Source organism: Pilosibacter rotomagensis, assembly GCF_045062245.2.
Taxonomy (GTDB): domain Bacteria; phylum Bacillota; class Clostridia; order Lachnospirales; family Lachnospiraceae; genus Pilosibacter.
In genome coordinates this window covers 3,627,817-3,639,957 of the sequence record NZ_CM170323.1, presented here as the reverse complement: position 1 = coordinate 3,639,957, position 12,141 = coordinate 3,627,817, and the positions used below count along the sequence as shown (strand labels likewise).

Annotated in this window: 17 protein-coding genes; 16 read left to right on the top strand and 1 reads right to left on the bottom strand. The window is 40.9% G+C overall.

The genetic code is table 11. The features are described 5' to 3' along the window. Positions 1-26: 26 nt before the first annotated feature. Complete coding sequence (locus ACI3EW_RS16545; RefSeq protein WP_405578600.1) at positions 27-1,091, top strand: FUSC family protein; 1,065 nt, start codon at positions 27-29, stop codon at positions 1,089-1,091. Between the two features lie 519 nt (positions 1,092-1,610). Here the strand turns inward: ACI3EW_RS16545 and rd are convergent. Beyond that, positions 1,611-1,775, bottom strand: coding sequence for a rubredoxin (gene rd, locus ACI3EW_RS16540; RefSeq protein ID WP_005608410.1), 165 nt, complete (start codon positions 1,773-1,775; stop codon positions 1,611-1,613). A gap of 226 nt (positions 1,776-2,001) precedes the next feature. Between rd and ACI3EW_RS16535 the strand changes: the two genes are divergently transcribed. The 15 genes from ACI3EW_RS16535 (at position 2,002) to ACI3EW_RS16465 (ending at position 12,010) form a co-directional block, all read left to right on the top strand. Then, positions 2,002-2,895, top strand: coding sequence for a DUF4368 domain-containing protein (locus ACI3EW_RS16535; protein WP_405578595.1), 894 nt, complete (start codon positions 2,002-2,004; stop codon positions 2,893-2,895). 195 nt (positions 2,896-3,090) lie between these two features. After that, on the top strand, positions 3,091-3,312 hold the full coding sequence (locus ACI3EW_RS16530; RefSeq protein ID WP_405578592.1) for a hypothetical protein: 222 nt from the start codon (positions 3,091-3,093) through the stop codon (positions 3,310-3,312). 130 nt (positions 3,313-3,442) lie between these two features. Beyond that, positions 3,443-3,892 carry a hypothetical protein gene (locus tag ACI3EW_RS16525; RefSeq protein ID WP_330363074.1) on the top strand — a complete coding sequence of 150 codons (450 nt, stop codon included), beginning with the start codon at positions 3,443-3,445 and terminating at the stop codon, positions 3,890-3,892. A 56-nt stretch (positions 3,893-3,948) separates the two neighbouring features. Then, a complete protein-coding gene (locus ACI3EW_RS16520; RefSeq protein ID WP_271631310.1) occupies positions 3,949-4,341 on the top strand; it encodes a hypothetical protein in 393 nt (130 codons plus the stop codon). Between the two features lie 48 nt (positions 4,342-4,389). After that, positions 4,390-4,641 carry a hypothetical protein gene (locus ACI3EW_RS16515; protein WP_329751902.1) on the top strand — a complete coding sequence of 84 codons (252 nt, stop codon included), beginning with the start codon at positions 4,390-4,392 and terminating at the stop codon, positions 4,639-4,641. A 33-nt stretch (positions 4,642-4,674) separates the two neighbouring features. Then, the gene (locus tag ACI3EW_RS16510) at positions 4,675-4,884 is read left to right on the top strand and encodes a hypothetical protein (protein ID WP_329751903.1); all 210 of its coding nucleotides are present in this window, start codon (positions 4,675-4,677) and stop codon (positions 4,882-4,884) included. 38 nt (positions 4,885-4,922) lie between these two features. After that, a complete protein-coding gene (locus ACI3EW_RS16505; RefSeq protein WP_154260674.1) occupies positions 4,923-5,375 on the top strand; it encodes a VOC family protein in 453 nt (150 codons plus the stop codon). Positions 5,376-5,411: 36 nt separating this feature from the next. Beyond that, positions 5,412-6,002 (top strand): hypothetical protein, encoded by a 591-nt coding sequence (locus ACI3EW_RS16500; protein WP_020989788.1) that lies wholly within the window; start codon positions 5,412-5,414, stop codon positions 6,000-6,002. 52 nt (positions 6,003-6,054) lie between these two features. Further along, positions 6,055-6,291, top strand: coding sequence for a hypothetical protein (locus ACI3EW_RS16495; protein WP_291222436.1), 237 nt, complete (start codon positions 6,055-6,057; stop codon positions 6,289-6,291). 410 nt (positions 6,292-6,701) lie between these two features. Next, positions 6,702-7,334 carry a GyrI-like domain-containing protein gene (locus tag ACI3EW_RS16490; RefSeq protein WP_329751904.1) on the top strand — a complete coding sequence of 211 codons (633 nt, stop codon included), beginning with the start codon at positions 6,702-6,704 and terminating at the stop codon, positions 7,332-7,334. Next, a complete protein-coding gene (locus ACI3EW_RS16485) occupies positions 7,315-7,446 on the top strand; it encodes a DUF6440 family protein (RefSeq protein ID WP_329751989.1) in 132 nt (43 codons plus the stop codon). The genes ACI3EW_RS16490 and ACI3EW_RS16485 overlap by 20 nt, the downstream gene beginning before the upstream one ends. A gap of 80 nt (positions 7,447-7,526) precedes the next feature. Further along, positions 7,527-7,937 (top strand): hypothetical protein, encoded by a 411-nt coding sequence (locus tag ACI3EW_RS16480; RefSeq protein WP_215701972.1) that lies wholly within the window; start codon positions 7,527-7,529, stop codon positions 7,935-7,937. A 91-nt stretch (positions 7,938-8,028) separates the two neighbouring features. Continuing rightward, positions 8,029-8,217 carry a hypothetical protein gene (locus tag ACI3EW_RS16475; RefSeq protein WP_346011190.1) on the top strand — a complete coding sequence of 63 codons (189 nt, stop codon included), beginning with the start codon at positions 8,029-8,031 and terminating at the stop codon, positions 8,215-8,217. A gap of 200 nt (positions 8,218-8,417) precedes the next feature. Continuing rightward, a complete protein-coding gene (locus tag ACI3EW_RS16470; RefSeq protein ID WP_405578582.1) occupies positions 8,418-10,211 on the top strand; it encodes an ABC transporter ATP-binding protein in 1,794 nt (597 codons plus the stop codon). Then, positions 10,208-12,010, top strand: a complete 1,803-nt coding sequence (locus ACI3EW_RS16465) for an ABC transporter ATP-binding protein (RefSeq protein ID WP_405578579.1) — start codon at positions 10,208-10,210, stop codon at positions 12,008-12,010. The genes ACI3EW_RS16470 and ACI3EW_RS16465 overlap by 4 nt, the downstream gene beginning before the upstream one ends. The last annotated feature ends 131 nt before the right edge of the window (positions 12,011-12,141 follow it).

Genomic DNA, 12,141 nt, shown 5'->3' with positions numbered 1-12,141 from the left:
AGAAAAACAGATAGAGGAGGAATTACATGACATTTTATCAGGAATTGCAGTTAAATCAGGCAGGTTCTAAAAATCTGTTGAAAAAGAGTGAAACAGTGAAAGAAAAATCATATCACATACTGGTATATTTGGTAAAGATAGCTGTTACAATGGCATTTTGTTTTTTATTTGTTACTATTTTCAGTATCTTATTTGGAAATGAGAATAGTATTGTGGGTGTAGTAGTTTTATTATGCCTTATGGTATTTCGGAATGCGGATCTGGGGATCCACACCGGACAATCTACGATGCTTTTGGCTTTGTTCTTTGTAATTATGACTGTATGTCCGCATTTAGCAAACCAGCTTTCACCGGTACTTGGAATGCTGTTAAACATTGCTGCACTGGCAGTGCTGATTCTGTTCGGATGTCATAACCCATTCATGTTTAACCAATCCACATTGGTTCTTGGTTATCTGTTATTGTATGGATATGATGTAACAGGAAAAAGTTATCAGATGCGATTGACCGGAATGGCATTAGGTGCAGCACTTACCTGCTTCGTATTTTATCGAAATCATAAAAACAGAACGTATAAAAGAAATTTGAATGATTTGGTACAGGAATTTGATATATCTTCTTCCAGAACAAAGTGGCAGTTATGTCAGATCATATGCGTACCGGCAGTACTCTGCATTGCGGAACTCTGCAATATGCCACGGGCAATGTGGGCTGGAATTGCGGCAATGTCAGCAATCTTACCATTTATGGAGGACATGCAATACAGAGTCCGCAAAAGGATTGTCGGAAATATTGCAGGTGTAATATGCTTTACAGTACTATATTTTCTGCTTCCGTCATCCATCTATACATACATAGGAATCCTTGGCGGAATTGGTGTAGGACTTTCTGCAAAATATGGCTGGCAGGCAGTATTTAACACATTTGGTGCTTTGGCCATTGCTACAGAGAGTTATGGACTAAAAGGAGCAGTTGGTCTTAGAGTGATTCAGAATGTTTTTGGCGTTGTATTTGCATTAATATTTTGTTCTATGTTTTATTGGCTTATGTCGAAAAAAAAGGAAACAGTGGTAACCATGGCTGCGAAATAACGTGGGTTAGAAAGAAAAAAGGGTAATCCGGAGATGGCAGCTTTGCTGACGAGTCTGGCAAAGAGTATAAAGATGTAAGGGAAAATGTAAGATCTGTTGGCTTTGGGAAGAATCCTAAGGGTGACAGATCTTTTTTTAGGTTTTATTCTGCTTTGGATATACTAACCATAGTGCTAAAATTACATTGCCAGATCGTGAAAACAGGATATAGAATATAATTAACAAAAATAACCATATAGGTTATAAATATTTAGGAGAAAGGAATGAGGTTTAGGTTATATGAATTTTTGAAAGACAATTATAAGGAAGCAGAGCCTATATTCTTTTCTGATATAGTGATTGAATATTAAGTAAAAACATAATCTAAGACAGGCGGCCATCCGCCTGCTCTTGACATGCCTAGCAGTAACTGTTATATATAAAACAAGGGTGAAAAGCCTGATTTGTAAGCTTCTCACCCTTCATTATCATAGAAGAATCTAATTTACAGAGATTTTCTCATAGTCTCGCATTTTCTGCTTAGTCTTCTACAGGAACAAAAACATCTTTTCCTAATCCACAGATCGGGCATACCCAGTCATCTGGAATATCCTCAAATGCAGTTCCTGGAGCGATACCTCCGTCTGGATCGCCTACTGCCGGATCATAAATATAGCCACATGGTTCACATTCATATTTTTTCATAGTTATTTTCTCCGTTTCATTGTTGATTCATTTTGTTAATAGATTTCTACTGAATTTTTCAGTATTTTGTTGCTTTTTTATGTATGTCTGTATTATACATGATACTTTCTATTTTGTCAATAACAGTAATTATTATTATTTTTATTTTGCGTATTTTAAATTCAGTAATATCTGACTAAAATGTTACGAAAAAGACTGGTTCTACACTATTTCTGAAAATCTGGCAGTGCATTGCTCTTTCTCATTCGCAAAGAAATATGGAGTGGATTTTGCAGTTGTCAGAGACAGAGAGAAAAGTCCTCCGGTCTATACGGTTTTCTTTAAGGCAAAAGATACAGACGCGGTTACAAGAATTTTACAGGATTATTCAGCAAAGCAGATCAAGAAGCCATCGTTAGAAGCAAAACGTCGTATGATGGATTTGGATAATCTGATAAAAGGTCTGTATGAGAATTTCACACTGGGGCGATTGCCGGAGAGACAGTTTAACCGCCTTATGACGGAATATGACACCGAACAAAGCAACCTAGAGCAGAGAAATTCAGAACTTGAAACTGCTACAGAACGTATATCCACTAAGGCAGTGCAGATTGATAAATTTGTGCGACTGGTTAAGAAATACCGAGATTTTGAGGAACTGACAACACCTATGCTTAATGATTTTATTGAAAAGGTTGTAATTTATGAAGCTGAGGGTGGCAGAACAAAAGACCGTACTCAGCAAGTGGATATTTATTTCAATTTCATTGGAAATTTTGTTCTTCCACTCAGTGAGGATGAAGTGGAAGCCTTGCAGTCAGAGGAAGCACGCAGAGCGGAAGAGATTGCTGAAAGAAAGAGAAAATCTTCTAAGAAATCTACGCAGAAAAGAAATCATAAGCGTGCAGAGACCAAGGCAAAAGCAGAAGCTGGAGATTCTGAAGCTATGGCAGAATATAAAGCAATCCTTGAAAAAGGCAGACAGAACAACCGTAAGAGAGCTGAAAAAATGCGAGAATTGAGAATGTCTGACCCTGAATATCGGGCGAAGATGGAAGAGAAAGAACGCTTGGCATTGGAAAGGGAAAAGAAACGTCAGGAGCGTGCTACAAAGAAGAAAAAGATTGCTTTGGCAGAATGAAAGGAGCAGGCAGAAAAAGGTAATCAGGAAGCCATCAGAGAGCTTGAGGAGCGTAGAGCCATTGCAAGGGAGCGTTCAAGGAAATCAGCAGAAAAGCGTAAACAGAGAGCAGAAAATGACCCTGAATATGCGAAATATTTGGAAGAAAGAAATACAGAATATAACAGACGGCATACCGCAAGGAGAAAGGAGCAGATGGAAGCCTTGAGAGCCAGGGCAGAAGCCGGAGATCAGAAAGCACAGAGTCATCAGCTTGCAGAGCGTAAACAGTATCAGGTTAGAGCCACAGTGAAGAGCTACAGAAAAATGCGTGAAGATGCATTGAATGGAGACCCTATTGCAAAAGAGAGATATGAAAAAACACTGGCTATGAGACGTGAAGCGTATCATGCAAAGAAAAGAGAACAGACAGCCTGACAATATGCATATGATCAAGATACATTAGTTGCAGAATTGATGAGAATAAGCGGGAGCGATGCAATTATTGTATTAGCTAAAGAGCTATGGTATTGTATAGATAGTTTAACAAATCGGAATTTTATAAGGAGTGAAAAGAAAAGTGTGTGAGGAATGTTACTCTGATGAAAATAGAATAACGCCTTTACTAAATCCGCTGGACTGTTTGGAAAACCACACTCAATATATTTGTGGAACTTGTGGACGGTGCATTTGTATCGAGCATGACCCAAATAGAGGATTGCAACGATGGAATTTTCCTTTTAAGTCATTGGAAATTGCAAAACTATATTTGCGAACAGCGGACTATACAACGAAAAGTGCGTGTGGTATTTATGAGATAGAGAACAATAAAGGAAGATTATCTTATAAAATATTTCCAGGGAATGATGAGTTAAATCTATTTTTGAAAAAGAATAAAGACAAGAAATGCAGGCAAATGATGCCTGTGTTTAGTGCTGGAAAGTATAAAGAATATCCACACACAGAAGTACGAAAATTGACGCCTGATGAAATAAAACAATATATGAGTGAACGCTAAATTCATATTTATCGGGGAGTAAATAGAACAAAAATCGGAATTTGGAGGAACTTGTGATGAAAAAAATGATAATGGCATTATGTATATTTATTTGTGTGTTTACTTTAGTTGCGTGTTCTGGACAACAAACAAACGAACCACTTACTTTAGGTGTCAATGCGATAATAACAGAAATTGATAAAGAAAATAAAATCATAACCACAAAAGATAGCGGAGAAGAAGGTGTTTTAGGAGATGATTGTCTTATTGATTGTTCCCAAATTCCTATGATCTATTGTAATTATGATACACAAGATGTTGTAGGTATAACACTTGATGATTTACAGGTGGGGGACGAAATCATTTTGACTATTCGGAGCTCGGAAATAGAAAATCTTCAAAAGGAAGATGACAATAAAGCAAAAATAGCAGTTGAACAATTACAATTAGGTACACAGAGAATTAAATAATTTTCAGTTTTTGAAACTGAGAAATCGGAAGTTATGGAGGGAATAGAAATGAAAATAAATTTTCGACTGCAAATAATTGTTACTCTGATTTTAGTCATTGCGGGATTTATAAGTTCTTTATGGTTCAATAAGGATATATACTATAATCTTGCGTGGGCTTTTACGGGTCTTGCTTTTTTCATTAACCCAGTATATCCCCAAAATGCAATTCATTTAGAAGAAGAAAAAGCGAAAAAAGGAATACGAATAGCAGGAATGATTTTAGTTTTTATCGGACTAACAAATGGATTTGGTGTATAAATTCTAATTGATATAAAAAAGGAGGACACATAGATGAAAACAGTGGTTCTTTATAATATTATTTCTTTTATCATCATCGTTGCTTTGATTTTTGTCTTAAGGATTGTTAGTAAGAGTAATTTAAGACAAAATCAACAACTTGTTATTAAAGTCATTGCAACTATTTTAATTGTTTGTGTGATAGCGTTCGTGCTTTTTATTGATGTAATAGCATTTGGCATTATAGGACCAGTTCCAAATTAACAATTTCAGTTTGATGAAAAAAATTATTGGAGAAAAATATGGTTGGAAGAATTTATCACGTTGGATTAACCGTTTCTGATTTGGATCGTTCGATTGCTTTCTACAGAGATATTCTTAGGCTTGAATTTCAGGGCGAAATCTTTATGGAAGGCGAAGAAACAGATAAAATGTTCCGTAAGGAAAATTGTAAAGCAAGGGTTGCATATTTGAATGGTTCAAAGGCTCTTGAAGCACCACCGGTTGAATTGATTCAGTTTGTAGACAGCAAAATCCATAAAGAACAATCAGACTTGTTTACGACATCTATCTCAGAAGTATGCTTTTACACGGATGACATTGATTCTGTCTACAAAACTCTTATCGAAAATCATGTGGAGTGCTTGTCTGAACCGCAGTATTTCGATTTCAGGGCAGATGGATTTGGGGAAAGCAGAGCGTTTTATTTCAGAGACCCGGATGGAATCATTCTTGAGATGATGCAACCGTTATAAAAGGACACCAAATCGGAATTTTGTGGAGGCACATCAATGGAAACGATTTACGAAAAGTATATGGCACTTCCCATAGATAAGGGACTTTTATGTTTAGAATATGGAGATATTGCAGAGCCGTATTTTTGCTATCCCGTCAACGCAAAGCCAATCGGATTTGAAGGATGTATTCTGTATTGCTTTTTGCCGGAATATGGAGAAATGGTATTTGCCTGCAATCCAGAAAGTTGTGTAGACCAAAATGTATATCCATTAGCGGCAAATTTTGAAGATTTTATCCGTTTAATCTTGGCTTGTGGTACTGCTAACCCATTGGAGCAAATCGTTTGGATGGATAAAAATAAATTTGAAGAACACATGGCAAACGAAGAAAAAATACTGACCGATGAGCAGAGGACAGCGGCACAACAGCTACAGCGGGCATTAAGTTTGTTACCAATAGAAAATCCGTTTGAATATGTCAAATCCATTCAAAAAGATTTTGATGGTAGTAAAATACAATACAGTGATGAATACTATGAAGTTACCGGCATAGAGAACCCTAAAGGAACTAACACCCAAGATAAGCATTTAGTTGAATTTGAACCTGTCGTTTTTGAATTTAACCGCAAACAAGATAGCGACTAACAACTTCAAGTTTTTGAAACTGAGAAATCGCAATTTAAGGAGGCAAAGTACAATGAAAAAAGCTATTATTATGATGATTGTGGTATTTGCTTTAGTTGTTTGGCCGTTCAGCGGTGTGTGGCAGCTCTTGTCTGGCATCATTGGCGGTGGAGTCCGAGAATCCTTTATTTATCCGATTTATGGTGGAATTATTCTTCTTTCAGGTATTATAGTCGTTTGTACTGAACTCATTCTGGAAGAAATCAAATCGTTAAAAGACGATATAAAAGATAAAAACGAAGGATGCTGACAACTTCAAGTTTACAGAACTGAATCAAAAGAGCTCGAAGGAGCTCTTTTTCCTTTTTTATAATAGTATCATTATGGTATAATAGAGACATTAAAATCGAAATTTGGAAAGGGGTGCACTGCCATGCTGAGAAAATTGAATTGTTTTTTAAACATCGTTATTGGTTCATTCATAGGAGTTTTTATTGGGTACGGAATTTATAAGTTCTGGCACTTTAAAACTTATCCAAATTTATATGTCATGCAGTCTGCACCGTGGTACACAGAGTTACTGTGGGATGGTGCTATAGTGGCTGTTGTGGTGGTCGTATGTATTGTCCTAAAGCTGGTTATTTGGAGAAAATTAAAGCCATAACTTCCCATTTATTGGGAAGTCGCTGAGAACGAAAAATCGGAATTTTGGAGGTTATTATGGCTTTTGATTTTAAAAAAGAGTATAAAGAATTCTATATGCCGAAGAATAAACCAGAGATTGTAAATGTACCTAAGGCAAATTATATTGCAGTTAGAGGAAAAGGCAATCCAAATGAAGAAGGCGGAGCATATCAACAAGCAATCAGTGTTCTATATGCTGTTGCATACACATTAAAAATGAGTTACAAGACTGATTATAAAATTGAAGGATTTTTTGAATATGTTGTTCCGCCATTGGAAGGTTTTTGGTGGCAGGATGATGTCGAGAGTGTAGATTATACAAATAAGTCTGCTTTCAGCTGGATTTCTGTTATCCGTTTGCCTGATTTCATTTCTAAAGCTGATTTTGACTGGGCGGTAGAAACAGCAACGAAAAAGAAGAAACTTGATTGTTCGTCAGCAGAGTATCTTACGATTGATGAGGAATTATGCGTTCAAATTATGCATATAGGTTCTTTTGATAATGAGCCAGCAACTGTTGCGCTTATGGATACTTATTTAGAACAAAATGGATATGTTAATGATATTAACAAAGACAGGTTGCACCACGAGATTTATATGTCTGATGCAAGAAAGGTTGCCCCAGAAAAATGGAAAACTGTAATTAGACATCCAATTAAGAAAGCGTAAAATTCCTGTAGATAAGGAGACGGGAGTTAATTACCTTTGTTGGAAGTCCGGATATGGAGCTGGTGTTACACCTCTCCTGGACTCTGAAGGAAAAGTTATAGTTACAAAGTAAAATCCAGTTTGCCACTGCATTTGCAAATGCTGGACGGAGATAAGAGAATAACAAAGACTCAAGTGAGTAGGAGAAAATCAATGAGAAAAGATATTTATAAATCCAAGAGAACAAAAAGAACAGAAATCACTTCGTGGGCACTTATAGTGGTGGTGGTGTTGGCATTGCTGTCGCCTTTTATTTATCGCAAGGTTTTGGTACGGGATTCCGTAACAGAATACAAAGAACTGCTGGTCATAACGAAAGGTAAGGCTAAAAAAGTTGACAGGGGATACAATTGGAAGAAAAGACATTATAGTGGTGCGAGCAAAACTACAACAATGTACTATGTAAGAGTCAATGCTTCTGACCTGGATTGTGGTGAAGAAACTATGAATGTAGAAGTGTCATCAAGTATTTATGATAATGTCGTGGAAGGTGAGTATCATGAGTTTACAGTTGTTACGGACACACTGATCACGGGAAAGAAACGGGTGCGGATTTATTATTAAGTGCTTTTGAGATATTGATAAAATATGTGAAAAAAAATAAGCAGATAAATGGATTTAATATAAAAATTGAGATTTAAGGCGGCAAAAATAAATGGATAAAGAAAAGAAGAGAAAACGCAATTTGGTGTTAAATGGAATAGCTATTCCCATTGGGAATATGGTATTTCAGACATATTTAGTTGGTGCCGGAGCATCATCCTTGCGTGAAGCCATCAAACTATTCTGGACCTTCCGTGTTCCATGGGGATGGACATACACTGCAGGAACAGTAGCTGATTAAAAAATCCAAAGATATTGAGGAACTCAATAAGTTATTTTTAGAGGAACGCAAAAGGGATATTATATATTCATTTTGTAAAATGTATGCTCTTGACAAAAAGGTGGATCAATTATTGCCGTTATCTGCTAAAAATGGATTGATGAATATTGTGTACGATTCTGGAACATTTATTCGTAATCAAAATATAAAGGGGTGTGATTATGATTAAACGGGGTAAGAGGTATTCGATTTTGAGTGCGGTCGGACTGTGCGTTCGATGCAGCGCTGGTGTCTCGGTAGCAGTGATGTTACTGTATTTGTTCCAAGGGCTTACGCCAGCTCTGCTCACACTGGCGACAGGGGCCTTCATTGATGCGGCGATAGGGCTTTTGCGGTCCGGGGAGTATGCCGACGTTGGGAGAGCGCTGACTGCGGTGTCTCTACTAGTGAGCTTCGATTGGATTTCCAACCAACTTCTCGATCTTCTGGTGGGGCGGCTACGGATCGATGTGCGAGAGAGGTTCGGAACGGAGATGGTGGAGAAGGTCGCTGATCTTCGATATCGATATGTGGAGAATCCGGAGAGTTGGGATCTGATCACGAAGATTTCCACTGATACGGATGAGAGTATCTTGAATGCGTTTCAGGCGTTGCTGGCGTTTTTGGCGCTGGTATGGAAAGCGCTGGGGTTATTTCTGGTGATGTTTCGATATGTGCCAGCAGCGGCTCTGGCTGTGACGGCCTGTGCGGTGCCTTTGGTAATGCTGTCTTTGGCCGGAGGGCGAGCCAGTTATGCCGGAATCAGCGAGACCCAGGGGCTAAAGCGGCGGTATGAGTATATTTCCAGGCTTTTGACCGGAAGGGATGCGGCGGAAGAGAGGACTTTGTTTGGCTGGGCCGGATATTTCAATGGTGAGTGGGAGAGTGCCTATAAGAAATGGCTCGGAGTAAACGCGAGGGTGAATCTGAAATCTTTTGCGAAGGCGAAACTTGGCAGCATCTCCTTGGTGTTGATCGCGATCGTGGTGATGACTGCGCTGCTTCCTGGCGTCGTGGCAGGAGAGATTACGATTGGTATATTTATGGCTTTGGTTTCGAATATATTCTCACTGGTCCAACTCATGTCCTGGAGTCTGCTCCACAGCGTCAGCGAGATCGCGAAATATAACGAGTTTTTTCATGATGTTGAAACCTTTACCAAAATGGATTTTAGGGAGGCGGAGAGCGTGAGCTGTGAATTGCCGGAGTTCTCTTCGCTGGAGTTTCGCGATGTTACTTTTGCCTATCCGGGGACTAAGCGAAAGGTGCTTGACCATCTCTCGTTTCAGATTTCAGCCGGGAAAAGCTATTCATTTGTCGGCGCAAACGGGTGTGGGAAGACTACGATTACGAAGCTGATCGCTGGGCTATATGATGATTATGAGGGACAAATTCTGATTAACGGAACGGATATTCGGGAGTGGGGCCCCGGACGGATCGCAGGTTTTTTCGCTATTGTCTATCAGGATTTTGCCAGATATGGACTTTCGCTCTATGAGAATATTGCCATCGGGGATGTGGAAAAACTGTGCGGAGACGAAATCAATCTGGTTCGTTTTCAAGATGTTGTCGATATGATGGAGTTAGGCGAGATCGTGTCTGACTTAAAGCATGGGATGGAGACGAAACTGGGGAAGATCGTGAGGGACTCGGAAGACCTGTCCGGCGGGCAGTGGCAACGGGTGGCAATCGCCCGGTGTCTTGTGAGCGACCGCCCTGTGAAGATTTTAGATGAACCGACGGCGGCGTTGGATCCTGCTGCAGAGAGTGCGCTGTACGAAAAATTCCGTATCATTAACCAGAAATATACCTCTGTTACGATCAGTCATCGGCTGGCAAGCGCGAGACAGACAGACGTTATCTTTGTGATCGAGAACGGGAGAGTTTCCGGTTCAGGAAGCCATGAGACGCTGTACAGAGAAAACAGGTTGTACAGGGAGATGTACGACAGTCAAAGGAGCTGGTATCAGGGATGAAGAGACAAAAAGAATGTTTTATCGGGGTCTCCGCAGTAGTTCACTTATTTCTAAAGATCGCCGGAGCCATGCCTGTTGTGTTTCTGCTGTTTCTTGTCGTGAATGTTCTACACGGTACGGCGTGGGCGTTAGAAACACTGGCAAGACAGGTGTTTTTTGACGGATTACAGAGCGCTGTGGAGAGAAACTCACTCCAGGCCGCTTATTCTGGAGCTTTGTGGGTAGGAGCGGCCGCGGTCTATGTGCAGGTACTGAATGGAGCTGGCAATTTTATTGGGCAGCATATTTTCAATCCTAGGGCAGTGAACACGCTGACAAGAGAGTTTCACACACAGACGGCGCAGTTGCCGCTGTATGAGTTCGAGAAGGAGACGACTCTGGAAACGATTGAGAAAGCCCGGCAAGGAATCAACGGGACCGTGCAGCTTCTCAGAGCCGTGATTTCGATTGCCATGTTCAATCTGCCGTATGTGGCGTTCATGGGGGTGTATTTGTACCGCCTGGATCCGATCCTGGTTCTTTCGTTGCTGTTTATCTTTAGTCCTATGGTGTGTGCCCAGGTGATAAAAAGAAAGGCGTATCGGCGGCTGACCGATGAGACGGCAGCTCTCGAGAGGGAGTACCGGCATTATTCGGACTGCATGATTGATAAGAGGTATTGGAAGGAGACTCGGACGCTGGGAGCTGTCGGCTTTTTCATGGAACGATTTCGGGCGGTGCTTGCAAAGTATGATAAGAAGCTATGGGAGACAGATTCCAGGTTGTATCGAACAGAGCTTTTGATGCGTGTTTTGACTCTTCTGGGATATCTCGGAGTGCTCTTTCTTCTGGTGCGGTCGTTGCTTTCCGGGAACATCTCGGCTGGGGCGTTTGCGGCGGTGTTCACTTCCATTGATTCCATTTTCCGGTTCATGGAGAACATCGTGGCGAGAAGCGCCGGAAATATTTCACGACACATGGCGTCGGTAGGGAATTATCTTGAGTTTTGCCGGCAGAATGGGTTTGCGGCCGACGATGGCCAGGTCAGAGGAGCTTCTGACGGCTGCTGTATTGCAGAGGAAAGTGAAAGCGGCAGGGAAAGCTGTGCCGTCATTGTGGAAGACGTTTCTTTTGCCTATCCCAATGCCGACCGACCGTCTCTCGATAGAATATCGGTTCGGATTCGGAAGGGGGAGACGGTTGCGGTCGTTGGTGAAAACGGAGCTGGAAAAACTACCTTCGTAAAGCTTGTTCTGGGACTGTATGAGCCTTCCTCTGGGTGGATTTTGCGGGAACGGGACAGTTTTGTCTCTCAGTCTGCAGTCTTCCAGAATTTCCAGAAATACCGGATGCGACTGGATGACAATATTTGTTTGAAGGAGCTAGAATGTCGGGATGCGGAGGAGATGGAACGGGCTGCGTCTCTTGCTGGAGTGGAGTACGGGAACTTCGATCTGTATCCGGAGAAATTCGGGACGCTTCTCGGCCGGGAGTTTGGTGGTGCCGAACTTTCGGGTGGCCAGTGGCAACGGATCGCCATTGCCAGGGGACTCTATAAGGAGCATGACATGATTGTGCTGGACGAGCCGACGGCCAGTATCGACCCGCTGGAGGAAACCCGTTTGTACCGCATGTTTGCAAGGATGGCGGAGGGGAAGACGGCGTTTATCGTAACCCACCGAATTGGCTCGGCCCAACTTGCCGATCGGATTCTTGTGTTTGACAAGGGAAAGATCGTCGAGCAGGGAACGCATGAAGAACTGATAAAGTCTGGTGGGAAGTATGCGTTTTTGTATCGTGAACAGGGAAAGTGGTATTAGATGAGGGCTGCGGATCGTTCTTTGCCAAAGTGGGACAACTGACTGGACATGTCAGTTGAAAACTTTATTTCATATGTAAAGATGATGGTTTTGAAAGTACGATTCAGATACCCTGCAGGAACAGTAGCTGA

Coding starts and splice junctions, on each gene's coding strand:
- ACI3EW_RS16545 (WP_405578600.1), top strand. CDS start 27: ATGACATTTTATCAGGAATTGCAGTTAAATCAGGCAGGTTCTAAAAAT.
- rd (WP_005608410.1), bottom strand. CDS start 1,775: ATGAAAAAATATGAATGTGAACCATGTGGCTATATTTATGATCCGGCA.
- ACI3EW_RS16530 (WP_405578592.1), top strand. CDS start 3,091: ATGGAAGCCTTGAGAGCCAGGGCAGAAGCCGGAGATCAGAAAGCACAG.
- ACI3EW_RS16520 (WP_271631310.1), top strand. CDS start 3,949: ATGAAAAAAATGATAATGGCATTATGTATATTTATTTGTGTGTTTACT.
- ACI3EW_RS16515 (WP_329751902.1), top strand. CDS start 4,390: ATGAAAATAAATTTTCGACTGCAAATAATTGTTACTCTGATTTTAGTC.
- ACI3EW_RS16510 (WP_329751903.1), top strand. CDS start 4,675: ATGAAAACAGTGGTTCTTTATAATATTATTTCTTTTATCATCATCGTT.
- ACI3EW_RS16505 (WP_154260674.1), top strand. CDS start 4,923: ATGGTTGGAAGAATTTATCACGTTGGATTAACCGTTTCTGATTTGGAT.
- ACI3EW_RS16500 (WP_020989788.1), top strand. CDS start 5,412: ATGGAAACGATTTACGAAAAGTATATGGCACTTCCCATAGATAAGGGA.
- ACI3EW_RS16495 (WP_291222436.1), top strand. CDS start 6,055: ATGAAAAAAGCTATTATTATGATGATTGTGGTATTTGCTTTAGTTGTT.
- ACI3EW_RS16490 (WP_329751904.1), top strand. CDS start 6,702: ATGGCTTTTGATTTTAAAAAAGAGTATAAAGAATTCTATATGCCGAAG.
- ACI3EW_RS16480 (WP_215701972.1), top strand. CDS start 7,527: ATGAGAAAAGATATTTATAAATCCAAGAGAACAAAAAGAACAGAAATC.
- ACI3EW_RS16475 (WP_346011190.1), top strand. CDS start 8,029: ATGGATAAAGAAAAGAAGAGAAAACGCAATTTGGTGTTAAATGGAATA.
- ACI3EW_RS16470 (WP_405578582.1), top strand. CDS start 8,418: ATGATTAAACGGGGTAAGAGGTATTCGATTTTGAGTGCGGTCGGACTG.
- ACI3EW_RS16465 (WP_405578579.1), top strand. CDS start 10,208: ATGAAGAGACAAAAAGAATGTTTTATCGGGGTCTCCGCAGTAGTTCAC.